Consider the following 24,931-nt stretch of genomic DNA (forward strand, 5'->3'; position numbering starts at 1 on the left):
ACACCCCCGTGGTATAATAAAAAAGGACAAGTTAAAAGACATGTAGAAGCGCAAAAGGAGAGCGGATAAATGGATAAGACCGGACTGATTGATGAGGCGAAAAAAGCTCGTGAAATGGCTTATGTACCATATTCAAAATTTAAAGTTGGTGCAGCTTTATTGACGAAAGATGGAAAGGTTTATCGCGGCTGCAATATTGAAAATGCAGCTTATAGCATGTGCAATTGTGCTGAGCGTACGGCTTTATTTAAAGCCTATTCAGAAGGAGATAAAGAGTATGCAGCACTTGCTGTAGTAGCTGATACTGATCGTCCTGTTTCTCCGTGTGGAGCATGCAGACAAGTAATCTCTGAGCTTTGTCCAAAAGAAATGAAAGTTATATTAACCAATTTAAAAAATGACATACAAGAATTAACTGTGGAAGAATTACTTCCAGGAGCATTTTCATCGGAGGATTTACATGAGTAATAATGAATTTAAGTCAGGTTTTGTTTCAATTATTGGAAGACCAAACGTAGGGAAATCAACTTTTTTGAACCGAGTAATTGGTCAAAAAATTGCGATTATGAGTGACAAACCGCAAACAACTAGAAATAAAATTCAGGGTGTGTACACGGAAGATCAGGCGCAGATTGTGTTTATTGATACACCAGGAATTCATAAACCTAAGCATAAATTAGGCGACTTTATGATGAAGGTAGCGCAAAATACGCTTAAAGAAGTAGATTTAATTTTATTTATGATTAACGCAACAGAAGGCTTAGGTCGAGGCGATGAATTTATTATCGAGCGTTTAAAGGATACAAAAACGCCTGTTTTCCTTGTGATTAATAAAATTGATGAAATTCATCCAGACGAATTGTTTTCAATTATCACGAATTATAAAGACTTATATCCTTTTGCTGAAATTGTGCCAATTTCAGCTTTACAAGGAAATAACGTGGAGCGTTTGCTTGATCAAATTAAGCAGCGATTGCCGGAAGGTCCGCAATATTATCCGGCAGATCAAGTAACAGATCACCCAGAGCGCTTTATTATTACGGAATTAATTCGTGAAAAAGTACTGCATGCAACGAGGGAAGAAATACCTCATTCTATTGCCGTTGTGATGGATTCTATGCAAAGACGAGATAATGGTGCTGTTTACGTGGGCGCTACAATTATCGTCGAAAGAGATTCACAAAAAGGCATCGTAATTGGAAAGCAAGGAAAGATGTTAAAAGAGGTAGGAAGAAAAGCAAGAGCAGACATTGAAGCCCTTTTAGGTTCAAAAGTATTTTTAGAACTATGGGTAAAAGTGCAAAAAGATTGGCGAAACCGAGCGTCGCATCTCCGTGACTTTGGATTTAGAGAAGACGAATATTAATCATTTGAGTTCTTGTTTGCGTCGATTTATATCCCTTCATAAAAGAAGGTAATTTGTAAAAAATTGTGTTACATGATTTTACGTCGGAAGGCTATTCTAAACATAAGGAATTGAAATATGTATCTGATCTTTATGGTTAGAAAGGTGGGAGTTCTATGTTGAATTTTACTTGGAACATTTTTTCACAAACAGGTAGCATTGATACTTATCTCATTTTTAAGGAACTTGAAAATGAAGTGAAAGAAAGACCCGAAACATATGAGGACAACAGCGAAAGTCTCAATTCTCCCTTGTCTTAGCCTTCTGTAAGATGGCGGTGATGATGATTGTTTAAAAAGTGTGAAGGAATTGTCATTCGAACGAATGATTACGGTGAATCAAATAAAATTGTCACCATTTATTCACGTGAACTCGGAAAAGTGGGTCTCATGGCAAGAGGGGCAAAAAAGCCCAGTAGTCGCTTAGCTTCCGTTACACAATTATTTACGTATGGATACTTTTTTATACAAGCAGGTTCAGGAATGGGTACTCTCCATCAAGGAGAAGTTATCTCATCTATGAGAAGCATACGCGAAGATATCTTCACAACAGCGTATGCTTCTTATATTCTTGAATTAACAGATAAAGCTACTGAGAACAATAAACCAAATCCATTTCTATTTGAACTGCTGCACCAAACCATTCATTATATGAACGAAGAGTATGATGCAGAGATCTTAACATTTATTTATGAAATGAAAATGTTAAACGTACTAGGTCTTCATCCTACATTAAATGAATGTGCAGTCTGCCGTCGAGGTGAAGGAACATTTCATTTTTCCATTCGAGAAGGCGGGTTTATTTGTCATCGATGCTTAGAAAAAGATCCTTATCATTTGAAAATTAGTCCGATGACGGTTAAACTATTAAGGCTATTTTATTACATTGATTTAAAGCGATTGGGTTCTATTTCTGTTAAGCCCGAAACAAAAAAACAATTAAAGTTCGTAATTGATCAATATTACGAAGAATATTCAGGATTGTTTTTAAAAACAAAGCGGTTTTTGAATCAGATGGAGTCTTTAAAACAATCGCTGTCTGATGAGAAATAGAAAAGATAATCAGTGATATGCAAGGAATTGCTGTCGCTAGGGTGCCTCGTAGTGTGTAGGGGACACCCTTTTTACTGTGGAGCGAAGGGGTAGCTTCGCTTATTGTAAGCGTAATGCCTGCTTTTTTTGAGAAGCCGTGGTAAAATAAACGGCATTCTAAAAAGATAAAATGCTAAAATTAATAAGTTATAGCTTTTACTTTTGCTTAAAAAGTATATAATGTTTTATAAATAGTATGTCACATTTAATGATTAGGTGGTGAGTACAATCGAACTGAACAAACGACAAGAACAAATTTTGCAAATTGTCAAAGACGAAGGCCCTATTACAGGCGAGCATATTGCAGATCAGCTTAGCCTTACGCGGGCAACACTAAGACCGGACTTGGCTATTTTAACAATGGCTGGTTATTTAGAAGCGCGACCGCGCGTAGGTTACTTTTACACAGGTAAAACAGGAGCACAGCTTCTTACAGATAAAATAAAAAAAATACAGGTGCAAGAATATCAGTCTATCCCGGTGGTTGTGAACGAAAATGTGTCGGTATATGATGCTATTTGTACAATGTTTCTAGAAGACGTGGGGACTCTTTTTGTAGTGGATGAGAAATCCCAGCTAGTGGGGGTACTGTCGCGTAAAGATTTATTGCGCGCGAGTATCGGAAAGCAAGAGCTCACATCTATTCCTGTTCATATTATCATGACGAGAATGCCCAACATTACATATTGCTATCGCGAAGATTTGTTAATTGATATTGCTAAGATCTTAATTGAAAAACAGATTGATGCTATGCCCGTTATTAAAGAGGGAGACGGCAATTTTGAAGTGGTGGGACGCATTACCAAAACAAATATTACAAAATTACTAGTAGCATTAGCAAATGATGAAGTATTATAAGTGAAAAAGGATTAAAAAGGGGATGCACAAAATATGAACAACCCATGTCTTTATGTCATTTCGGATTCTGTAGGTGAGACAGCTGAACTAGTTGTAAAGGCTGCATCAAGTCAGTTCAATATGACGGACTTTGTAATTAAAAGAGTACCTTACGTAGAGGACATCGCAACACTTTCAGAAGTGGTTTCAGTAGCGAAGATGAACAACGCTATTATTGGCTTTACGCTAGTAAAGCCCGAAATGAGAGAATTTTTAATTCAAGAAGCGTCCAAGAACGGGGTAGAGGTATTTGATATTATTGGACCTTTAATTGATAAAATTCAATCTTCTTATCAACTTTCTCCTCGCTATGAGCCTGGAATGGCTAGAAAATTAGACGAAGATTATTTTAAGAAAGTAGAAGCGATTGAATTTGCAGTGAAATATGATGATGGGCGTGACCCGAGAGGCATTCTTAGAGCGGATATTGTATTAATCGGTGTATCAAGAACATCTAAAACACCTCTTTCTCAATTTTTAGCACACAAGCGTTTGAAAGTAGCCAATGTTCCGATTGTACCTGAGGTAGATCCACCAGAAGAGCTGTTTCACGTATCACCTGAGAAGTGTATAGGACTTACTATTAGTCCTGAAAAGTTAAACGATATTCGTAAAGAGCGTTTAAAGTCTCTTGGGCTAAACGATAAAGCAATTTATGCTAATATTGGCCGTATTAAAGAAGAACTTGAATTTTTCCAAGGGATTGTAGATAAGATTGGCTGTGAAGTGGTGGACGTATCCAACAGAGCCGTAGAAGAAACAGCTGGTATCATTCTCAATACCATCAAAAAGAAATAAACGATGGATCTCCTCTGTGCGTGACATAAAGGAGATTGCTTTCTTATGTTTGTATGCTGTAAGCCTAAGAAAATATCCCAAAGATGAATATGACAGAACTTTTAAAAACAAGTGACTTTGGTATAGAAAATATAGGTTGTTTATATTATAATAAAAAATTGTGATAAAAAAGAATAGTTTTAGGTTTAGACTTTGTTAAGAACGAATAAACTATTTATATAAAAGTCAAGTCAAAATCGAAAAAAGTATTCGACAAATGCCATCTACAGGAAATAACAAATTGTTAGAAGGAATCTCTGGAGGGATGTAGAATACAGAGTTATAGCAAAAGAAAAAGTAAAGTTTTTGTCGATGCTGATGCATGCCCTGTTAAAGCAGAAATCGTTGAACTTACACATACATATGACATCGATCTTGTGTTTGTTGCTTCCTATGCTCACATGCAAACAAATCCTACACCAGGAAAATGGGTCTGTGTGGATGCAGAAAAGGAAGCCGCAGATTTATATATTTTAAATCACGCAGTCAAGCAGGATATTGTCGTAACTCAAGATACTGGCTTAGCAAGCATGTTAGTAAGTCGAGGGGTTTACGCACTGTCTCCTCGTGGAAAGTACTATAATGACGACGAAATGAATACGGTGCTTTTCTTTCGTTATGTTTCTGCAAAAGAGCGACGGTCAGGCCGTCATACTAAAGGCCCAAAGGCATTTAGTGAAGAAGATCGCCAGCATTTCATTCAAGCTTTTGAAAAAATGTTGTCGAAACTTGCAGGAATTTAGCACTTAGTGAAGAATATTATATGAAATACGGAGCTGTTACTATGGCAAATCGAATTCCTGATGAAGTAATCGACCGTATTCGGCATTCAGTAGATATTGTCGACGTCATAAGCGATTATGTACAACTAAAAAAACAAGGGCGCAATTATTTTGGACTCTGTCCGTTTCATGGGGAAAGCACACCGTCTTTTTCAGTATCGCCTGATAAACAAATTTATCATTGCTTTGGATGCGGTGCAGGAGGGAATTCATTTTCATTCATAATGGAATTAGAAGGACTGTCCTTCACGGAAGCAGCTCAGCAGCTTGCTGAAAAAGGAGATATTCCTTTCGAACATGAGATACATCCTCATGAAGAAGATAATCAAAAGCCTAGCAATAAAATGATTGAAGCACACGAGCTTTTAAAGAAATTTTACCATCATTTATTGGTAAATACAAAAGAAGGCCAAGATGCTTATGATTATTTAATAAATCGAGGGTTTTCACGAGAAATTATCGATGAATTTGAGATAGGTTTTGCTTTAGATTCGTGGGAATTTGTAAGTAAGTTCTTAACAAAACGTGGGTTTAATCCGCAAGAGATGGAACATGCAGGTTTAATCATTAAACGCAATCAAAATGAAACGTACTTTGATCGTTTTCGTGATCGAATTATGTTTCCTATTGCTGACTTGCAAGGCAAAACAATTGCATTTTCAGGGCGTCTACTAAAAGAGATAAAAGGGCAGCCTAAATATTTAAACAGTCCCGAAACTTCTATTTTTAACAAAAGTCGCACACTCTACAACTTTCACCGCGCTAAAAAACATATACGCAAAAATCAGCAGGTTATTTTATTTGAAGGATTTGCAGATGTTATTTCGGCTGTTAAAGCGGGGTGCCCGAACGCAATTGCAACAATGGGAACTGCCTTAACAGAAGAACAAGCCAAGATTATTCGCCGAAATGTAGAGTCCGTTATCATTTGCTATGATGCAGATTCTGCTGGAATTGAAGCAGCGCACAAAGCAACTGCTATCTTAACAAATGTGGGTTGTACCGTTAAGATTGCTGTGATGCCGGATGGTTATGACCCGGATGATTATATTAAAGAATACGGGGCAGAGAAGTTTCAAAATGATGTTATTAATAGCAGCTTGACCTTTATGGCATTTCAAATGAGGTATCTCCGCCGAAAACGAAATCTACAAAATGAATCTGAACGTATGCAATACATTGAAGACGTTTTGAAAGAAATAAGCCTCCTTACGAAAGCTGTAGAGCGAGATCATTATTTACGCCAATTGGCACAAGAGTTTTCCATTTCATTAGATGCGCTTAAAGAACAGCAGTATCAAGTGTATCGAACTGAAAAAAAGAAAAAGGATAATGATTCTCCAAATCGAAATAATATAAATAGACAACCAGTCGTAAAGAGAAGCTTATTACCGGCTTATCAAAATGCAGAACGTTTTTTGATCGCTCATATGTTGAAAGATAAGGATGTAGCATTTAGAATTCAAGACCGACTTCAAGGTCAGTTCAATGTCGAGGAACATCGTGCGCTTGTTCTATATTTGTATGCTTATTACGAGGAAGGACACGAGCCTAATCCGAGCGGATTTATCGAACGGTTGCCCGAGTCTTCGTTGTCTAGTCTAGCTTCAGAATTGGCGATGATGTCAATCAATGATGAATTGTCGGAGCAAGCTTTGAATGATTATATCCAAACGATATTGATTTACCCACAAAGGGTAGCGATAGAAAAAAAAGAAGCAGAAAAGCAAGAAGCAGAGCGTCAAAAAGATTATTTAAAAGCTGCGACAATAGCAATGGAAATTTTACAGTTAAAAAAAACGTTAAAATAAACGATATTGCGTATTAGTCCCACTTTTAGAAGGTTTTCCTTAAAATTTTGGAAGGAGGGGATCTGATGGCTGAAAAATCAGCTCAATCAAAACAACTTGATTCAGATTTAACAATTGAACAAGTAAAAGATCAATTGACCGAAATCGGAAAAAAACGTGGTGTGCTCACATACGAAGAAATTGCAGAGCGTATGGCGAACTTCGAAATTGAATCCGATCAAATGGATGAATATTATGAATACCTTGGAGAACAAGGTGTTGAAGTAATGAGTGAATCTGAAGCAAATGATGACGATGCCGATCCCGATATTCAAGAACTGTCAAAAGAAGAAGAGTTTGATTTAAATGATTTAAGTGTGCCTCCTGGTGTGAAAATTAATGATCCAGTTCGTATGTACTTAAAAGAAATCGGACGCGTTGACTTATTGTCAGCAGAGGAAGAAATCAATTTAGCAAAACGTATTGAAGAAGGCGATGAAGAAGCGAAACGTCGTCTTGCTGAAGCAAACTTACGTCTTGTTGTAAGTATCGCTAAACGCTATGTCGGGCGCGGTATGCTGTTTCTTGATTTAATTCAAGAAGGAAACATGGGTCTTATTAAAGCGGTAGAAAAATTTGATTATCGCAAAGGTTATAAATTCAGTACGTATGCGACATGGTGGATTCGTCAAGCTATTACTCGAGCAATTGCTGACCAAGCAAGAACGATTCGTATTCCCGTTCATATGGTTGAAACGATTAACAAGCTAATTCGTGTTCAACGTCAGCTTCTACAAGATTTAGGTCGCGAACCATCTCCTGAAGAAATTGCAGAAGATATGGACTTAACACCAGAAAAAGTTCGTGAAATCTTAAAAATTGCTCAAGAGCCGGTTTCCCTTGAAACACCAATTGGTGAGGAAGATGATTCACATTTAGGTGACTTCATTGAAGACCAGGATGCAACATCACCTTCTGAACATGCTGCATATGAATTATTAAAAGAGCAGTTAGAAGACGTCCTTGATACGTTAACAGATCGCGAAGAAAATGTTCTTAGACTCCGCTTTGGTCTGGACGATGGACGTACGCGTACGCTTGAAGAAGTAGGGAAAGTATTTGGCGTAACGCGTGAGCGTATTCGTCAAATTGAAGCTAAAGCGCTTCGTAAGCTTCGTCACCCTAGCCGAAGCAAACGTTTAAAAGATTTCTTAGAATAGATAAAAGCGTAAATAACGCTTATGAGATAGCTTCTTTCCTAGAGGAAAGGGGCTATCTATTTTTTATGGAATAAATTTCATAAAAACGCATTTTGAAGAAGTATATTGATTTTTTTACCAACTTTTCTTCTTTCATATATTTTACTGAATTGTCCTTCGTTTTGCAAATGCTCCTTTATATTCTTTTGTTACAGAGCATAAGCTGTTCAAATTCCTTTTAAACATCCGAAAAATGGAATCGCTATCATTTTATTCATGCTTTGATTAGTACTTCTCTATTATAACATGAAAAAATTAAAACGTTTTAAAAGTTGAGAAAATTTACAAAAATGAATTATAATTAAATAATGTAAGCGTATACATTTTTTTAGGGGGAATAAAAATGAATTTTGAATTAACCAATGAACAAAAGATGATTCAACGGACGCTCAGAGAGTTTTCAGAAGCGGAAGTAGCACCGAATGCACTAGAGCGCGATCGAAGTAAGCAATTTCCGCTTGATGTTTTTAAAAAGTTAAGTGAGCTTGGTGTAATGGGTCTTCCTTTTCCTGAAGAGTATGGAGGCGGAGGAGCAGATACGGTTAGTTTTGCCATTGTCGTAGAGGAATTAAGTAAAGCTTGTGGCTCTACAGGAATTACATACTCAGCTCATGTTTCGCTTGGGGGGGCACCTATTTACTTATTCGGAACAAAAGAGCAAAAAGAACAGTACCTACCTGCTTTATGCTCCGGGGAATCTTTTGGAGCGTTTGGTTTAACCGAACCGAACGCAGGAAGTGACGCGGGAGGAACCGAGACCGAAGCAGTGTTGAAGGATGGAACATTTATGATTAATGGAAGTAAATGCTATATTACGAATGCCAGCTATGCAAAGTTTTTAGCTTTAACGGCTGTTACAAATCGTACAGAAGGTAAAAAAGAAATTTCAGCTATTATCGTGCCTACAGAAGCTCGAGGTTTTACTGTAATAGACAATTACGAGAAAATGGGTCTACATGCTTCAAATACAACTGAACTCGTTTTAGAGGATGTTGAAGTGCCTGAAGAGAATTTACTCGGTGTAAGAGGAGAAGGCTTTAAACAATTTCTAATGACGCTTGACGGGGGAAGAATTGGAATTGGCGCAATGGCCGTTGGAATCGCTCAAGCAGCTTATGAAAAAGCACTGTCATATGCGCAGGAAAGAAAGCAATTTGGGAAAGCTATTTCATCGTTTCAAGCGATTCAGTTTAAATTAGCTGATATGGCGATGAAAATTGAGTTAGCAAGAAATATGGTGTATAAAGCAGCGTGGTTAAAAGACCAAGGAAAGCCATTTACGAAAGAAGCTGCTATGTGTAAACTGTATGCTTCTGAAATTTGTATGGAAGTAGCCAGTCAAGCTGTTCAGATTCATGGAGGATATGGCTACATGAAGGAGTATCACGTGGAGCGGTATTTACGAGATGCCAAGCTTTTAGAAATTGGAGAAGGAACTTCAGAAATTCAGCGCTCGGTTATTGCAAGGCAAATTGGCTGTTAAGATACGCAATAAGAAATTAGTTAATTATGTAAATAAAACCCTTTCACTTATGAGCATTTTCAAGTAAAATAAAAGTGCTTATACTATTTTGTTATTTCTAGGGATGGGAATACATAAAGGGGGTATAGTGAGTGAAGCGAAATCCGCTAATACCATTTTTATTAATTGCGGTAATTGGGATTGCTTTAATGTTAACGCTTTCGTTCAACGGATTGAACAATGCAAAAGAAATCGCGGCTGAAAAAGAAGGCGGTGGCGCGGAACAGCAGGCTTCAGCTAAACCAGAAGAAATTTACCAAAAAACTTGTATTGGTTGTCACGGTGATCAGTATCAAGGTGGAGTAGGTCCTTCGTTAAAAGGAATTGGGAAAAAAGTTTCTCAAGACGAAATTGCAGATATTGTTGTAAACGGTAAAGGAAACATGCCGGCCGGGCTGGTTCCTCCGGAAAAAGCGAAGGAAATGGCTAAATGGGTATCAGAAATTAAATAGAGTTCAGAAACATGATTTTCTGGAAAGCCGCTCATTTATAAAGCAGGCTTTTTTTTTATGGTTTTTTATAAGCATTCAGCTAAAAGGAAAACATGAAGAGAAATAGGAATCATGCAGCTATCTATGTTAAAATAATGAACAGTAATCACATAGAGAATAGGTGACAAAATGAATGAATTAAACTTATCAACAAGACTTGAAGAAGTAGTAAAGTCGATTCCTTTGGGAGCAAAGATAGCAGACATTGGCTCAGATCATGCATACTTGCCGTGTTTTGCTTATTTAAATGGATATATTAGCGGTGCCGTAGCAGGAGAAATTACAGAAGGGCCTCTTCAATCTGCTATTCAGCAGGTGGAAAAAACAAGCTTAACGGACGTTATTGACGTTCGAAAAGGAAACGGCCTAGAAGTAATATCACCGAATGAAGTAGACTGTATTACAATCTGCGGAATGGGCGGAACGCTTATTACGATGATTTTAGAAGAAGGAAAGGCAAAGTTAGAAGGAGTAAAAAGACTTGTACTTCAGCCGAATATTGGTTCACATCATATTCGCAGCTGGCTGATTCAACACAACTGGGAAATCATTGATGAAAAAATCATCGAAGAAGACGGTCGTATGTATGAAGTCATCGTCGCTGAACCTGGAAACGCCTTAGCTCCTTATAACGGTGAAGTGGAAGCCGGTGTGTTAATGGGCCCTATTTTAAAAGAAAAGCGCTCTTCTGCTTTTACGACAAAGTGGACGTATGAACTAAATCATCTTAAACAAATTGTTAGCCAAATGGAGCAGGCTCAGTCCGAGGAAAGCAAAGCAAAACTTCAAAAACTTACCCAAGACATCTCATTAATTGAGGAGGCGTTAAAATGAGTAAAATCCCTAACGGATTTCAAGTAATTGAAGCATTTGAATCATTTTCTCCCAAGCATTTAGCGGTTGAAGGAGATAAAATTGGTTTACAGATTGGAACGTTAAACAAGCCTGTAAAAAAAGTAATGGTAACGTTAGATGTTCTTGAAACGGTCGTAGACGAAGCGATTGAAAAACAAGTGGATTTAATTATTGCTCATCATCCTCCTATTTTTAGACCTCTAAAACAAGTGGTTACAGATCGTCCTGAAGGGCGTATTTTAGAGAAATGCATCAAACATGATATTGCTGTATATGCTGCTCATACAAACTTAGATATAGCTAAAGGTGGAGTAAATGACTTGTTGGCCGAAGCATTGGGGCTACAAGAGACAAAAGTGCTGGTTCCAACAACGTCTATTCAGCTGAAAAAGCTTGCTGTATTTGTTCCTTCAAATCATGCTGAAGCAGTGCGCACAGCTATTTGTGATGCGGGAGCTGGACATGTGGGTCTTTACAGCGACTGTACGTTTTCAACTGAAGGGGAAGGCACATTTAAACCTTCTTCAGAAGCCAATCCATACATTGGTTCAAAAGGAGAGTTAGAACGTGTAAATGAAACAAAAGTTGAAACTATTTTTGAAGCGGGTCGACAAAATAAAATTATTCGTGCCATGCTCAGTGCTCATCCTTACGAAGAAGTAGCCTATGACATTTATCCAGTGGAACAAACGGGCGAGCCGCTTGGACTTGGACGAATTGGTAAGTTAAAAGAAGAGATGACGTTAAAACAGTTTGCCGCTCATGTTAAACAAGCATTGGATGTGGACGGTGTTAGAGTAGTAGGGGCTATGGATGCCACAGTGAAAAAAGTAGCTGTTCTTGGTGGAGATGGAAACAAATATATTACAAACGCAAAATTTAGCGGAGCAGATGCCTATGTAACAGGTGATTTGTATTTCCACGTTGCGCATGATGCAATGGCAATGGGCTTAAACGTTGTAGATCCTGGTCATCATGTTGAAAAAGTTATGAGACAAGGTGTAACGCGTGTATTAAACAGTCTTTTTGATGCGAAAAACTTTGAGTGTGAAGTATTTGATTCAAAAGTAGACACAAACCCATTTACGTTTATGTAACAAAAAAAGAAGGTGTTGACGAATGTCAACACCTTCTTTTGCGTCTATTAAGACGATTTTTTTGTTCGAACTTTTGGTAAAATCTTTGAAAGAGGCACGCTTTTTTCACGTGTCCATGTTGTTTCATCTTCCGGATCAAACTGATCTAGAAAATTGATGACCTCTTTTGTGATTGGAGTAGGGGTAGATGCGCCTGCCGTAACAGCTACGGTTTTCGCGTTCATCAACCATTCGATCTGAAGTTCTGAGATGTCACCGATACGATATGCCTCAGTGCCAGCAATCTCCATTGATACTTGAGCTAAACGGTTTGAATTGTTACTTTTAGGATCTCCTACTACAATTGTAACATCTGCTTCACCTGCTTGCTCGGCTACAGCTTCTTGGCGAACTTGTGTAGCTAAACAAATTTCCTTGTGAACTTCAGCGTGCGGATATTTTTCTTTTACCTTTTCCATTACTTCTGCAACGTCCCACTGACTCATTGTTGTCTGATTTGTTACAATGATTTTCTCACGTTGAATATTTAAATGGGCTACGTCTTCTGCTTTTTCAATTAAATGAACGATATCTGGCGCGATACCAAGTGCACCTTCTGGCTCAGGATGATTTCGTTTTCCGATATAAATAACGTCATAGCCTTCTTTTTCTTTTTGGCGAATAAGGTCATGGGTTTTTGTAACATCCGGACATGTAGCATCGATTGTTGTTAAGCCTTTTTCTTTTGCTCGTTCTTTTACTTCTGGAGATACTCCGTGCGCAGTAAAAATAACGGTTCCTTCATTTATTTGGTCTAAGATTTCCAGGCGATTAGCACCGTCCAGTGTGATAATGCCGTCCTCTTCAAACGCATCTGTAACGTGTTTATTATGAACAATCATTCCTAAGATATAGATTGGTCGAGGCAATGATTTATCTAAAGCGGCGTTTCGTGCAATGACCATTGCGTCTACTACACCATAACAATAGCCGCGCGGTGCAATTTTAATAACTTTCATTTCAATTTCCTCCTCATCATAATCCTGACGAGCAATTCAACTCGCTTCTATTATATAAAAGAGGAAGGAAGAATACAAAGATATTCTTTTTTTGCTCACTGTATTTCCTTAAGGAATCAGCACATTTATCAAATATAAAGTTTTGGTTTAGACACCCGATCTCTGGATGAATGTTCAATTTCTTCTTCAAAGAAATCCAGCTCATCATCGGATGAATCCGTGCTTTCTGCGCCTGCTGATAAAACCTTACTGTCTTTACTTTCATCCGTTTCAGAAACCTCTGTTCCTTCTGCTTCGAGTACTTCATCTGTGTCATCACTTGAGCGCAAGGCCTGATAGATTTTCCATAGAGAAGGAGCATTTTTGACAAGAGGTCCGTATTGTTGAATCATAGGTCCCATCGTTTCCGCTGCTTTTAGTACTCGCTGAACATTCCCCATCATGGAGCTCAAGTTAGCAGGGTTCGTTAATCCTTGCAAACCTCCAAGCAGGGAAGAAGAGTTAGTCGCTCCTGCAGCACCTTGGGCTCCTGAAAGTCCAGAAAACAAAGAACCTCGAGGAGCAGCTGCAGCCGCTTGTTGAAATGGTATGTTTCTATTTCCGCCTCTTCGGAATAGGCGAGTTAAGAAGTTACCTCCTCCACGGTTCAGGCCTTGCTGATTCGGGTAAAATGATTGTTGAGCATTTGTTTGCTGGGCAAAGTTACGAAACTGCTGTAATGGATTAAATTGGCCAAAGTTACCAGGTTGTTGCCCAAAGCCGTTTTGTGGTGGCATTCCTGGCATCATTCTTCTTTGCATACCGGGTGGAAATGGTGGTCTTCGCTGTAGCAAAGGACGCACCTCCTTTAGTAAAGTAGATTTTCTTTTACTATCGTATGCAACTCGCGATAAAATGTTTTTGAAACAGGTAATAAGTTTTAGTAATATGAATGAGAAGTAGTCACAGAAGGAAAAATCGATTATAATCATATATTGTGCCTTAAAAGATGAACGTGAATGTAAAAAAGGAGACTATTATGGAAAAAACAAACTTTGAACGTTTTGAGTTTCAACCATTTTTAATAGAAGCAATTAAACAATTAGGTTTTTATCAGCCTACAGAGATTCAGGAGCGCTTAATTCCTTCCGTTTTAAAAGGGGAAAGTGTAATTGGTCAGTCGCAAACAGGGACCGGCAAAACACACGCTTATTTATTGCCTTTACTTGAAAAGGTAGACCCTAAAAAAGAAGAAGTACAAGTTGTGATCACCGCTCCAACTCGTGAGCTTGCTTCTCAAATTTATCAAGAAGTATTAAAGCTAACAAAACACAGTGCTGAAGGAGAAGAAATTTCAGCAAAATGTTTTATCGGCGGTACAGATAAGCAGCGTACAATCGACAAATTAAAGAAGCAGCCTCAAGTTGTTGTAGGAACACCGGCTCGTTTGTTTGATTTAGTAAATGAAAAAGCGTTAGTTGTGTATACAACAAAGGCGTTAGTAGTAGACGAAGCTGATTTAATGCTTGATATGGGATTTTTAGAAGATGTGGACCGTTTGGCAAGCAACATGCCTGAAAAATTACAGATGCTTGTTTTTTCGGCAACTATTCCTGAAAAATTAAAGCCATTCTTAAAAAAATACATGGAAAATCCAAAATTTACGCATGTTTCGCCGAAGCAAGCAGCAGCAGCTAAATTAGAGCATGTATTAGTTCCACTGCGTCATCGTAACAAGTTTAAGCTGCTGCATGATATGCTTATTTCGTATAATCCTTATTTAGCTATCGTCTTTACAAATACAAAGAAAATGGCGGACGAAGTAGCAGATGACCTACTGTCTAAAGGCTTAAAGGTAGGAAGAATTCACGGAGACTTATCTCCTCGTGACCGTAAGAAAATGATGAAGCAAATTAATAATTTAGAATTTCAATACGTAGTAGCGACAGATTTAGCAGCTCGCGGTATTGATATTGAAGGAATTTCACACGTCATTAACTTTGAGCTTCCTTCAGATCTAGATTTCTACATTCACCGCGTAGGACGTACAGCTCGTGCCGGTCATTCTGGCATTGCTGCTACAATCTTCGATGTGGAAGATGAAGATGCAGTAAATAAGCTGGAGAAAATGGGAATCGAGTTTGTAAACAAAGATCTTCAAAAGCAAGAATGGGTTTCCATCGATGACCGTAACCGCCGTAAAAAGCGTGTGAAGAAAGCGGATGAAGTGGGAGAAGAGGCACATCGCTTTATTCAAAAGCCGAAGAAAGTAAAGCCTGGCTACAAGAAAAAACGTGCTCGTGAAATTACAAAGTATGTGCAAAAGAAAAAGCGTAGTGAAAGACGCAACAATCGTTAATCGCAATAGGTTAGAGGTGTAAAAAGGAATGTTGAAAATTGGTTCTCACGTATCGATGAGCGGCAAAAAGATGCTTTTAGGAGCAAGTGAAGAGGCAGCTTCTTACGGAGCAAATACGTTTATGATCTATACAGGCGCTCCACAAAATACTCGTCGCAAAAAGATTGAAGAGCTTAATATTGAAGCTGGTCTTTTGCATATGAAAGAGCATGGAATGACAGATATTGTTGTACATGCTCCCTATATCATTAATCTAGGAAATACAACAAAGCCCGAAACATTTGAGCTTGGAGTAGATTTCTTAACGTCTGAAATTCAGCGCACCCATGCTCTTGGCGCAAAGCAAATTGTTCTTCACCCAGGAGCTCACGTGGGTGCTGGAGCAGATGCCGGTATTCAGCAAATTATCAAAGGTCTAAACGAAGTGTTGACAGCTGATCAAGAAGTTCAAATTGCGCTTGAGACAATGGCTGGAAAAGGAACAGAGTGTGGAAGAAGCTTTGAAGAAATTGCCCAAATTATTGATGGCGTGACGCACAATGAAAAGCTCTCTGTTTGTTTTGACACATGTCACGTACATGATGCTGGTTATGATATCGTTCAAGACTTTGACGGTGTATTAAATGAATTTGACAAAACCGTAGGAATACAGCGAATTAAAGTGCTTCACATCAATGATAGTAAAAATGTATGCGGTGCTCGAAAAGACCGCCATGAAAATATTGGATTTGGTGAAATCGGATTTGGTGCACTGAATTATATTGTTCATCACCCAGCGTTTACAGAAGTTCCTAAAATTCTAGAAACTCCTTATGTAGGAGAAGATAAGAAAAATAAAAAAGCGCCATATCAGTTGGAAATTGATATGATTCGTGCACAAAGCTTTGATTCAGAGGTAAAACAAAAGCTTATGTAATTTCATATGTGGTTGAAAGAGGTCATGTCTATAGACATGACCTCTTCTTTTACATCAACTGCTGAAATAATTCATTCACTCGTCTGGCAGTTTCACGATCTGTTACTTGAGCAATTTGTTTGATTAAATTTCGGCGCTCTTCAAGGTTATAAATATTTACGGGCTGCTGTCTAATGACGGATACAAGGGTATGTGCCTGCTGATCTGTAATGGGGATGTTGTATTGTTTGCTATACTTTAAAAGCTCTTTCGGGGTAATGTTGTTTACTTTCTTATTGACAATCTGCTGTACAATTTTCATATGATTACCTCCTCGTCATATACAGTTTATGAATAAAAAAGAAAGATGTGACTATATTGTGTAATAAAACAACATTTTGAGTCGGATGAACTTACAGAGGCAAGAAAGCGAAGGAGTGAAACGGCTTAGTTTACAAATAAAAGACAATCCTGTATACTACATTAATGACTAAATCGTAATGATTCTGAGAAAGTAAATGGGTAACGGAGTATACGATAGAAACCGTGCCCTCTTTTGTATGGAGAAATATAAAAAAAGAATGGTGAGGCGCATATGAATACACCTGATATCATTGAAATTGATCATTTATCATTTCAATATGATGGAGTGAATGTATTAGAAGATATAAGTTTTTCAATTCCGAAAGGAGCTTTTTTGGGTCTCGTTGGTCCAAATGGTTCTGGGAAATCAACGCTAATCAAATGTTTGCTTGGTTTGCAAAAACCATCTCAAGGTGCAATTCGTTTATTTGGAAAAGATCAGAGAAGGTTTAAAGAACGAAGTAAAATTGGATATGTATCGCAAAAAGCGAATAGTTTCAACAGCGGCTTTCCTGCTACCGTTTTTGAAGTGGTTTCCACGGGTCTTACTTCAAAATTAGGTTTGTTTCGCTTTATGAATGCTTCTCATAAACAAAAAGTAAAAGAAGCGGTAGAAGCAGTGGGGATGAGCGAATTTTTAAATCGAAACATAGGAGAACTATCCGGTGGTCAGCAGCAGCGAATTTTTATTGCACGCGCGCTTGTAAGTGAGCCCGAGCTGTTAATTTTAGATGAGCCAACAGTCGGAGTGGATGCACAAAATGTGTACACTTTTTATGAGCTTCTTGAAAAGTTAAATAAGGAAAAAGGAATTACGCTCGTGCTTGTCACTCACGATATTGGCACTGTCTCAGAAAAAGTAACCCACGTTGCTTGTTTAAATAAATTTCTACACTTTCATGGGAATGCCAAAGAATTCGAACAGCTTTGTGAACATGACGTATCTATGTTTTATGGTCATAATGTTCATGTGTTAACCCATGATCATCATCATGGAGGGCAGCACGTATGATAAGCAGTTTATTTCAATTTGAGTTTTTACGAAATGCATTTTTAACCGGTATGATTATTGGCGTCTTAGCTCCTTTATTGGGCACGTTCATCGTAGTAAGACGTCTTTCTTTAATTGCAGACGCGTTAAGTCACGTGACGCTAGCGGGGATTTCTGCGAGCTTGCTTCTTAGTCAGAAAATAGGGTTTATGCAAGGAGTGAACCCCGTCTATTTAGGGATGGTATCTTCCGTTACAGGCGCTCTTTTTATTGAAAAACTTCGAAGCGTCTACAAGCATTACCAAGAGCTGGCCATTCCGATTATTTTATCGGGCGGAATTGGTATTAGTGCAATTTGTATCTCGCTAGCGGACGGTTTTAATAATGATTTAATGAATTATTTGTTTGGAAGCGTAAGTGCGGTGAGTCGTTCGGATCTTTGGACAGTTGTTGTCATAGCCGTATTTGTTATAGCTATTGTCTTTTTCTTATATAAAGAATTGTTTATTTTATCTTTTGACGAGGAGCACGCTTCTGCTTCTGGGATTAAATCGAAGTGGATGCACTTTTTATTTATTGTGATGGTTGCTCTTGTCATTGCTGTATCGATGCGTATCGTCGGTATCTTATTAGTGTCATCTCTTATGACTCTTCCTGTAGCAGCAAGCATTCGCTTAGCTAGAGGCTTTAAACAAACGATTTTGCTTTCGGTGATTTTTGGTGAAATATCTGTTTTAGGCGGATTATTTTCAGCGTACTACTTGGATTTAGCACCAGGCGGTACAATTGTTGTCATTGCTGTTGTTATTTTAATCATATCTATTATGATTAATAAAGGACGGAAGGGGAAACAAAAATGAATTTAACTGAAGCCATTCATTTATTAAAAGATCAAGGATATAAACATACAGGAAAACGTGAAGAAATGCTTGCCCTGTTTTCAAAATCAAATAAGTACTTAACGGCAAAAGATGTATTAGAATACATGAAGCCTGATTATCCTGGTCTGAGTTTTGATACAATCTACCGTAATTTATCATTGTTTGTGGAGTTAGGCGTACTTGAAATGACAGAGCTTTCGAGCGAAAAGCACTTTCGATTTAAATGTGCAACCGCCCATCATCATCACCACTTCATTTGTTTAGATTGTGGAAAAACAAAAGAAATTGAAGCTTGTCCGATGGAGTATGTAGACGAGGATTTGCGAGGATACAATATTACAGGCCATAAATTTGAAATTTACGGTCAATGTATAGAATGTAATCAATAAAAAAGAGAGGGCGTTATGCACCTCTCTTTTTTATTTTTGCTGTTCTTTTAACCAGCTGGCTACCCACTGATCTGCTTCTAGCCAATTGTATACGCGAACCACTCCTTTTGGAACAGGTAAGCGATTATAAGGAGTATCAAATAAGATAACGGGGATATTGCATTCTTCACTGATTTCACAAGCATTATCATGTTTGTCTTCAAAAAAGATATCAACATCATATCGTTTTGCTGTCTCAACTTTAAAATGAGATCCGACTAACTCAATGTGATGAAACGATAGTTCATTTTTTTGAAACCATTCTTCCGTGACGTCCAATAGCTTATCGTGCCTTGCACTAATAAAGAATAATTCGTGCTTTTGATGCCATTTTTGCAAAACCGCTTTTGCATCGTCTGCAAGTGGAGAGGTTTCGTAAATAGAGCGTTCATTTGCTTTAAACCATTTCCCGAGTTCAGCAGGTGATACATTTACAAAAGGGCTGAAATCATATTCTGTAATGTCTTCAAGTGTTAAATTTAAGTTAAAGGCTTTATTTAAATGAGGAACAAAAGTTTCAGGAGAAGTAACAGTTCCATCAATGTCAATTCCAAACTTTTTCGTCAACTACGTGCACTCCTTTAATACGTTTATTCTACTTAGGTGCTTGATTATTCTTGTCTAGTGTAACATAAAGCCCAAACAGAAACAGTAATACTTTTTATACGCCTTTGGCAAAACGTAATGATCACTGCATGGCCTGGTGATTGCGTCTGTACCTATTTCTTGTAAGAGAGTGAGCAGCTGTATAAGATTGACACTTATAATTTTCCCTCGCATTCAGATACTATAAATGCTCCTTATTTACGAAAGCGAGGGATTAAGCATGGAGAATGAAGAACAAAGGCGTAGAAAAGATGTATATGAAGCTGATTTCATGGAAGAAACTGCAGCTGAAGTGGGCGTTCCTTACCGAGTAGGAGAGCCTCATGCAGAGCGTGAAGTTATAGATATTGATCGCAATCGCAATCATGAAGTCGCTGGACGAGGAGAAGGAACGGGATACGGTCGTTTCGCACTCGTGCTTTCGATTCTTTCACTATTCTTTTTACCAATTATTCTTGGTGCCGCTGGGATTATTCTAGGGTTTATCGCACGCAGAAAAGGAGCACTTACGCTAGGAGCATGGGCAATAGGGATCGGAGTTGTATCGATTATTGTCGGTACGTTTATATTACCGTTCTTTTCATAAAAAAAAAGCGAGGCGCATATGCGCCTCGCTTTTTTTGGGTTATGATTTAGCTGCAGCTTTTTCAGCTTCTTGCTTTGCGTGATATTCAGCAGCAATTTTATCAATTTCTTTTTTTAGTTCCTCAACCATTGTTTCTTCAGGAACTTTGCGTACGATTTCGCCTTTGCGGAATAGTAGACCTTCACCGCGTGCTCCTGCAATCCCGATATCAGCTTCACGAGCTTCACCAGGACCGTTTACAGCGCAGCCAAGTACCGCTACTTTAATCGGTGCTTTTACAGTTGAAATATACTCTTCAACTTCATTAGCAATGCTAATTAAATCAATTTCAATACGTCCGCAAGTTGGGCAAGAAATAAGAGTTGCAGCATTGGAAGCTAAACCGAATGATTTTAGCAATTCGCGCGCAACTTTTACTTCTTCTACAGGATCCGCACTTAAAGAAATACGTAATGTATTTCCGATTCCTTTAGATAAAATAGCGCCAAGACCTGCTGCACTTTTTACAGTTCCTGCAAATAATGTACCCGATTCTGTAATTCCTAAGTGAAGAGGGTAGTCAAATGCTTGAGCAGCTTTTTCATAAGCTTCAATTGCCAAGTTAACATCCGATGCTTTCATTGACACGATGATGTCATGGAAATCAAGGTCTTCTAAAATTTTAATGTGATGAAGTGCACTTTCTACCATGCCATCTGCTGTCGGATAGCCGTATTTATCTAAAATACGTTTTTCAAGTGAACCAGCGTTAACTCCAATACGAATTGGAATATTTTTAGCTTTTGCAGCATTTACAACAGCTTCCACTTTTTCACGGCGACCTATATTACCAGGGTTGATACGGATTTTATCCGCTCCGCCTTCAATTGCTTTTAATGCTAAGCGGTAGTCAAAATGAATATCCACAACTAATGGAATGCTAATGCGTTTTTTAATTTCAGGGATTGCATCTGCTGCGCGCTCGTCTGGACAAGCAACACGAACAACTTGGCATCCTGCTTCTTCTAAACGTTTAATTTCTGCAACCGTTGCTTCAACATCATGTGTCTTAGTGGTTGTCATACTTTGAATAACTAACTCGTTGCTGCCTCCGATTGTTAAATCTCCAACTTTAACCGGGCGTGTTTTTGTACGATGTATAATTTCACTCACGTGATAATCTCTCCTTCAAAATGAAATCAAGAATTTGAATTCATTAATAGAATAACTCTTTATGAACAAAATAACTAGTAGAAAGTACTACCTTAGCTATTTTAACAATGACTATCCCATCTTGACAAGAAGAATGCTGTCATTACTTGTAAATAGGGAACTTATACGTTTTTCCAATTTGAATATCCTCAGGCGCTGTACCGTTATTTAACTTTTTGAAGTCTGTAATCATTTGGTTCATAGAAACCGGTATCGATTTTTTTGTAAGCTCCTCAATGACGGACAAAACTGTATCGCCTGGCTTAATTTTTATTTTTGTATAGGTGGAAGAAGAGCTGGCGGCTTTTGTTTCTGCAGGCTGCGCTTTGCTGACTTGAACTGCTTCAGTAGCAGTGGGAATGGTCCCGTATTTAATGTCGTAGTGACAAATATATCCGATAAAAGCGAAAGCGGCTAATGCACATAGCTTTTTCATTATGCTCCTCCTTCATTCTTTTGCTTATGTGTAAAGCCTATGCTTGTCTTACTTAAATATGATTGGAGAACGAAAATTGAAAGAAAAATTAATGATTGTTTCATTAGGCTTATTGCCTTTAATCATGGTGCTGGGAAATTCCATGCTCATTCCTCTGCTGCCAAGCATTCAAAAGTCACTTCATTTAAGCGGAGTTCAAACCAGTTTGATACTGAGTGCATTTTCGATTCCAGCCGCATTGTGTATCCCTGCTGTAGGGATTTTATCAGACCGGTATGGGCGTAAAAAGTTAATCATATATTCACTCGTCATGATGATAATAGGTAGTGTCATCGCTGCTAGTAGTGCTTCATTCTCTTCTGGAAGCTTTGCTGTGTTGATGGCAGGCAGAGTCATTCAAGGGATTGGAGCTGCAGGTACTACAACGTTGGCAATGGCATTAACTGGAGATGTATTTACAGGGGGAAAAAGAGCAAAAGTCCTCGGGATTTTAGAAGTGTATAACGGAGTTGGAAAAGTGGTTGCACCGATAATTGGAGCATCGGCAGCACTCGTCGTATGGTATGCCGCGTTTTTTGTCTATCCTTTAGCTGCAGGTGCTGCTTTAGTAGGTATAGTGATGTATGTGAGAGAAGGGAAAACAGGTTCGGATTCAGTATCTGTTCAAGAATATTTAAAGAAAGCCATTGGGATTGTCTATGATAAAAGAAAATCACTTTTTCCTTTATTCTTTGTCGGGGGATTGGGGTTGTTTTTATTATTTGGCATTTTATATTACTTATCTTTTCTAATAGAGGAAACGTATCATATAGACGGTTTTTTTAAAGGAACCGCTTTTTTATTTCCTCTTGGTGCGATGACGCTCGTTTCTTACTGGACCGGTCAACGCATCAAAACAGATGTAGAGCTCATGAAAAAATTAATGATAGTAGGGATAACTCTTTTATTCCTGATGTTTGGAGTATTAACGATTATTTATACGCTTCCTGTGCTGATGTTTTGTTTGACAGTCGCCTTTGGCGGCTTAGGATTTGTTCTTCCGTGTATTAATATGATGATTACTTCAGCGGCTTCAGACGAAAAAAGAGGGTTTATTGTATCCATTTATGGAACGGTGAGATTTTTAGGAGTAGCGTTGGGACCTGTTGTTTTTGAAGTGTGGATGCATGCTGAAAGGCTGATGTTTGTTTATAGCTTTATTCTGCTCACAGCAGGAGGTTTGTGGGTTTTGTATCAGTTGAAAATTCTTTCTTCTGCAATGGGAAGAAGAAAAGTTGTACCGAAATAAAGAGGCTGAGACTTAACTAAATCACTCCAATCACCAGCTAGAAGCAGCCGCATACATGAAACCTGCGTTCACCATATCAATAAAAAAATCCGAACGAGTTGGATTCTCTATCAAGAATCTAGATTCCTCGTTTGGATTTTCCTTCAACTAAAATACGTTTGTCCCAGCATCTTTATTAGGTTTTACCTTTTTTCTTATAGGAACCCTTGTGACGAGCAACAAGTAAATGAAGAATGTTCCTATCCAGTAAAGAGAGCTATGTAGTGCTAGAGACAAAGAAAAAGCTTCAAAAAGCGTATAAAGCAGCGTGAAGGCTACCGTACTATAAGCGCTCAGTGCCCATAGCTGCTTGAAAGGAAGCTGCTTTTTAGTAATGAGTCCAATCAGTTTTCCAAGATAAGCAAGGCAGGTAATAGAAAGGAAGTTTAGTCCAGATGTTAATACGTACAGTAAAAGCATAGCGATAGGGACAAGTATGTATAAAGAAAATTTTTGTTCGTGCAGCAAGTTTAGCAGTTCATTTTTATCTTTATGATGCCAGTTTAGCAACTCATATGAATACGTTTGTGTTTGTGAATTAGTCGTGATGTAAATTCCATCCTTTAAAAAACCAATTGCATGAGCAGGGGAATGAAACCGTTCAATAGACTGTGAGGGGTTTAAGATAAAAGCGGTACCGTTTGTTTTTTTTGTGAAAGGTTGACTTGACGTAAGCTGTGAGTTTGAAATAGAAAAAGAAGGAACAGATTTCGGAAGATCTGTAGTAGCGATATGATAGCCGTTTACAATCGTCAAAGTCATAAAGAAAAATGTAGGCAGCAAAGAAATAAATGTTAAAAACAGCACAAAGCCAATTGTTTTATTCGTATGCTCAAAGCGAAGCGACCTTATTTTTTTGAAGGAAGTAAAACTCCATGCCATCTTTTTCAGCATGCTCATTGTAAAGCCTCCTCTTATTGAAGATTCTGATTATACCTTATTTTATAGCGAAAATTTAAGGTTTACAATAGATTTTAGAAACCGTTACCAATTACAATGATGCGGTGGAGCGTTTTGTCACAAGCACATCTTATGCGTATATGTACAGGTTTTGCCGTCATTGTTTTTGGGGATATTACGGGCAGCTTGAGGACCGTGCTGTTAATATTGCAGAGGTACACTCGAAAATCATTATTTGAAGAGGTATTCGAAAGTAAAATAAAGGAAGGACTCGTCGTGCAAGGTCTTTCTTTATAGGAGTGATTATTGTATGATAAATAGTAATAATAAAAAGGATAGGTGCGGGCATGGCTATTTTATGTTGGGCATTAATTATCATTAGCTTTGTTGTATCGTTTGTTGGGTTGGTTTATCCCATCATCCCAAGCGTGCTATTTGTAGCTCTAGGATTTGTTATATACGGTTTATTTTATGATTTTAGCTCCTATAGCTGGTTATTTTGGGTGATACAAGGATTGTTAGTTGTCGCACTTTTTTTAGCAGACTATATAGCTAATATTATTGGTGTGAAAAAATTCGGAGGCACTAAAGCAGGTGTTTGGGGAAGTACAGTTGGGCTGCTTGTGGGTCCGTTTGTCATTCCGGGATTTGGAATTATTTTAGGGCCGTTTATCGGAGCGATTGTAGGAGAACTGATTGTTCATCGGACCACAATTAGCAACGCAGTAAAAATTGGAGTAGGTTCGGTTATTGGCTTTTTTAGTGGCGCTATTTCAAAAGGATTTATTCAACTGCTGATGATTGCCTATTTTTTATACGCTGTTTTAAAATAATATATTGACTTTAGGCTAGAAACATGTTAAATTTTTAATGTCGCTAGTAAATGTTATATTGTTCCACAGTAGCTCAGTGGTAGAGCTATCGGCTGTTAACCGATCGGTCGTAGGTTCGAGTCCTACCTGTGG

Annotated in this window: 28 protein-coding genes; 21 read left to right on the forward strand and 7 right to left on the reverse strand. The window is 38.1% G+C overall.

Features of this window, described 5'->3' with window-relative positions; genetic code table 11:
* The first annotated feature begins 69 nt into the window (after positions 1–69).
* The 13 genes from ACFX4N_RS21490 (at position 70) to ACFX4N_RS21550 (ending at position 12,026) form a co-directional block, all read left to right on the forward strand.
* Positions 70–468, forward strand: a complete 399-nt coding sequence (locus tag ACFX4N_RS21490) for a cytidine deaminase (protein ID WP_013059226.1) — start codon at positions 70–72, stop codon at positions 466–468.
* Positions 461–1,366, forward strand: coding sequence for a GTPase Era (gene era, locus ACFX4N_RS21495; RefSeq protein ID WP_013059225.1), 906 nt, complete (start codon positions 461–463; stop codon positions 1,364–1,366). Before ACFX4N_RS21490 ends, era begins: the two co-directional genes overlap by 8 nt.
* Before the next feature lie 155 nt (positions 1,367–1,521).
* A complete protein-coding gene (locus ACFX4N_RS21500) occupies positions 1,522–1,665 on the forward strand; it encodes a YqzL family protein (RefSeq protein ID WP_014458193.1) in 144 nt (47 codons plus the stop codon).
* Between the two features lie 27 nt (positions 1,666–1,692).
* Positions 1,693–2,457 carry a DNA repair protein RecO gene (gene recO / locus ACFX4N_RS21505; RefSeq protein ID WP_057274037.1) on the forward strand — a complete coding sequence of 255 codons (765 nt, stop codon included), beginning with the start codon at positions 1,693–1,695 and terminating at the stop codon, positions 2,455–2,457.
* A gap of 258 nt (positions 2,458–2,715) precedes the next feature.
* Complete coding sequence (ccpN, locus tag ACFX4N_RS21510) at positions 2,716–3,354, forward strand: transcriptional regulator CcpN (protein WP_025750542.1); 639 nt, start codon at positions 2,716–2,718, stop codon at positions 3,352–3,354.
* 33 nt (positions 3,355–3,387) lie between these two features.
* Positions 3,388–4,191 (forward strand): pyruvate, water dikinase regulatory protein, encoded by an 804-nt coding sequence (locus ACFX4N_RS21515; protein WP_013059222.1) that lies wholly within the window; start codon positions 3,388–3,390, stop codon positions 4,189–4,191.
* Positions 4,192–4,502: 311 nt separating this feature from the next.
* Positions 4,503–4,973, forward strand: a complete 471-nt coding sequence (locus ACFX4N_RS21520; RefSeq protein WP_192100470.1) for a YaiI/YqxD family protein — start codon at positions 4,503–4,505, stop codon at positions 4,971–4,973.
* A 41-nt stretch (positions 4,974–5,014) separates the two neighbouring features.
* Positions 5,015–6,823: a DNA primase gene (gene dnaG / locus ACFX4N_RS21525; protein ID WP_013059220.1), complete on the forward strand. Its 1,809-nt coding sequence runs from the start codon at positions 5,015–5,017 to the stop codon at positions 6,821–6,823.
* 65 nt (positions 6,824–6,888) lie between these two features.
* The gene (gene rpoD, locus ACFX4N_RS21530; protein ID WP_013059219.1) at positions 6,889–8,022 is read left to right on the forward strand and encodes an RNA polymerase sigma factor RpoD; all 1,134 of its coding nucleotides are present in this window, start codon (positions 6,889–6,891) and stop codon (positions 8,020–8,022) included.
* A gap of 382 nt (positions 8,023–8,404) precedes the next feature.
* Complete coding sequence (locus ACFX4N_RS21535) at positions 8,405–9,544, forward strand: acyl-CoA dehydrogenase family protein (RefSeq protein ID WP_098449476.1); 1,140 nt, start codon at positions 8,405–8,407, stop codon at positions 9,542–9,544.
* Positions 9,545–9,675: 131 nt separating this feature from the next.
* Positions 9,676–10,035 carry a cytochrome c550 gene (gene cccA, locus ACFX4N_RS21540; protein ID WP_013085044.1) on the forward strand — a complete coding sequence of 120 codons (360 nt, stop codon included), beginning with the start codon at positions 9,676–9,678 and terminating at the stop codon, positions 10,033–10,035.
* Between the two features lie 168 nt (positions 10,036–10,203).
* Complete coding sequence (locus ACFX4N_RS21545; RefSeq protein ID WP_057274035.1) at positions 10,204–10,908, forward strand: tRNA (adenine(22)-N(1))-methyltransferase; 705 nt, start codon at positions 10,204–10,206, stop codon at positions 10,906–10,908.
* Positions 10,905–12,026 carry a Nif3-like dinuclear metal center hexameric protein gene (locus tag ACFX4N_RS21550; RefSeq protein ID WP_192099976.1) on the forward strand — a complete coding sequence of 374 codons (1,122 nt, stop codon included), beginning with the start codon at positions 10,905–10,907 and terminating at the stop codon, positions 12,024–12,026. Before ACFX4N_RS21545 ends, ACFX4N_RS21550 begins: the two co-directional genes overlap by 4 nt.
* Before the next feature lie 47 nt (positions 12,027–12,073).
* Here ACFX4N_RS21550 and ACFX4N_RS21555 read toward each other — a convergent pair whose 3' ends face one another.
* Together ACFX4N_RS21555 and ACFX4N_RS21560 are read right to left on the reverse strand one after the other, a co-directional pair.
* Positions 12,074–13,024 (reverse strand): 4-hydroxy-3-methylbut-2-enyl diphosphate reductase, encoded by a 951-nt coding sequence (locus ACFX4N_RS21555; protein WP_013059214.1) that lies wholly within the window; start codon positions 13,022–13,024, stop codon positions 12,074–12,076.
* A gap of 128 nt (positions 13,025–13,152) precedes the next feature.
* Entirely contained in the window at positions 13,153–13,857 is a 705-nt protein-coding gene (locus ACFX4N_RS21560) for a YqfQ family protein (RefSeq protein WP_013059213.1), read from the reverse strand.
* Between the two features lie 185 nt (positions 13,858–14,042).
* Between ACFX4N_RS21560 and ACFX4N_RS21565 the strand changes: the two genes are divergently transcribed.
* Complete coding sequence (locus ACFX4N_RS21565) at positions 14,043–15,362, forward strand: DEAD/DEAH box helicase (protein ID WP_013059212.1); 1,320 nt, start codon at positions 14,043–14,045, stop codon at positions 15,360–15,362.
* A gap of 28 nt (positions 15,363–15,390) precedes the next feature.
* Positions 15,391–16,278, forward strand: a complete 888-nt coding sequence (locus tag ACFX4N_RS21570) for a deoxyribonuclease IV (RefSeq protein ID WP_013059211.1) — start codon at positions 15,391–15,393, stop codon at positions 16,276–16,278.
* A gap of 49 nt (positions 16,279–16,327) precedes the next feature.
* Here ACFX4N_RS21570 and ACFX4N_RS21575 read toward each other — a convergent pair whose 3' ends face one another.
* Positions 16,328–16,579, reverse strand: a complete 252-nt coding sequence (locus tag ACFX4N_RS21575; RefSeq protein ID WP_013059210.1) for a DUF2624 domain-containing protein — start codon at positions 16,577–16,579, stop codon at positions 16,328–16,330.
* A 273-nt stretch (positions 16,580–16,852) separates the two neighbouring features.
* On the opposite strand from ACFX4N_RS21575, the gene ACFX4N_RS21580 reads away from it, so the two are divergent.
* From ACFX4N_RS21580 to ACFX4N_RS21590, 3 genes are read left to right on the forward strand one after another with little or no spacing between them, the layout of a single operon-like run.
* Positions 16,853–17,632, forward strand: coding sequence for a metal ABC transporter ATP-binding protein (locus ACFX4N_RS21580; protein ID WP_013059209.1), 780 nt, complete (start codon positions 16,853–16,855; stop codon positions 17,630–17,632).
* Positions 17,629–18,471 carry a metal ABC transporter permease gene (locus tag ACFX4N_RS21585; protein ID WP_013059208.1) on the forward strand — a complete coding sequence of 281 codons (843 nt, stop codon included), beginning with the start codon at positions 17,629–17,631 and terminating at the stop codon, positions 18,469–18,471. Before ACFX4N_RS21580 ends, ACFX4N_RS21585 begins: the two co-directional genes overlap by 4 nt.
* Positions 18,468–18,881, forward strand: a complete 414-nt coding sequence (locus ACFX4N_RS21590) for a Fur family transcriptional regulator (protein WP_013059207.1) — start codon at positions 18,468–18,470, stop codon at positions 18,879–18,881. Before ACFX4N_RS21585 ends, ACFX4N_RS21590 begins: the two co-directional genes overlap by 4 nt.
* Positions 18,882–18,911: 30 nt before the next feature.
* On the opposite strand, the gene ACFX4N_RS21595 is transcribed toward ACFX4N_RS21590, so the two are convergent.
* Positions 18,912–19,487, reverse strand: a complete 576-nt coding sequence (locus tag ACFX4N_RS21595; RefSeq protein ID WP_013085038.1) for a 5' nucleotidase, NT5C type — start codon at positions 19,485–19,487, stop codon at positions 18,912–18,914.
* Between the two features lie 259 nt (positions 19,488–19,746).
* Between ACFX4N_RS21595 and ACFX4N_RS21600 the strand changes: the two genes are divergently transcribed.
* Entirely contained in the window at positions 19,747–20,112 is a 366-nt protein-coding gene (locus tag ACFX4N_RS21600) for a G protein-coupled receptor family protein (RefSeq protein ID WP_013059205.1), read from the forward strand.
* A 39-nt stretch (positions 20,113–20,151) separates the two neighbouring features.
* On the opposite strand, the gene ispG is transcribed toward ACFX4N_RS21600, so the two are convergent.
* On the reverse strand, positions 20,152–21,255 hold the full coding sequence (gene ispG / locus ACFX4N_RS21605; RefSeq protein WP_301264633.1) for a flavodoxin-dependent (E)-4-hydroxy-3-methylbut-2-enyl-diphosphate synthase: 1,104 nt from the start codon (positions 21,253–21,255) through the stop codon (positions 20,152–20,154).
* A gap of 151 nt (positions 21,256–21,406) precedes the next feature.
* Positions 21,407–21,739 carry a hypothetical protein gene (locus tag ACFX4N_RS21610; RefSeq protein ID WP_013059203.1) on the reverse strand — a complete coding sequence of 111 codons (333 nt, stop codon included), beginning with the start codon at positions 21,737–21,739 and terminating at the stop codon, positions 21,407–21,409.
* A 76-nt stretch (positions 21,740–21,815) separates the two neighbouring features.
* On the opposite strand from ACFX4N_RS21610, the gene ACFX4N_RS21615 reads away from it, so the two are divergent.
* Entirely contained in the window at positions 21,816–23,027 is a 1,212-nt protein-coding gene (locus ACFX4N_RS21615) for an MFS transporter (RefSeq protein WP_192099980.1), read from the forward strand.
* A gap of 147 nt (positions 23,028–23,174) precedes the next feature.
* Here ACFX4N_RS21615 and ACFX4N_RS21620 read toward each other — a convergent pair whose 3' ends face one another.
* Positions 23,175–23,966: a DUF1189 domain-containing protein gene (locus tag ACFX4N_RS21620; RefSeq protein WP_057274032.1), complete on the reverse strand. Its 792-nt coding sequence runs from the start codon at positions 23,964–23,966 to the stop codon at positions 23,175–23,177.
* A 347-nt stretch (positions 23,967–24,313) separates the two neighbouring features.
* Here ACFX4N_RS21620 and ACFX4N_RS21625 point away from each other — a divergent pair, with 347 nt between their 5' ends.
* The gene (locus ACFX4N_RS21625; RefSeq protein WP_013059199.1) at positions 24,314–24,799 is read left to right on the forward strand and encodes a DUF456 domain-containing protein; all 486 of its coding nucleotides are present in this window, start codon (positions 24,314–24,316) and stop codon (positions 24,797–24,799) included.
* Positions 24,800–24,931: the final 132 nt, after the last annotated feature.

The organism is Priestia sp. YIM B13551, from assembly GCF_042787905.1.
Classification (GTDB): domain Bacteria; phylum Bacillota; class Bacilli; order Bacillales; family Bacillaceae_H; genus Priestia.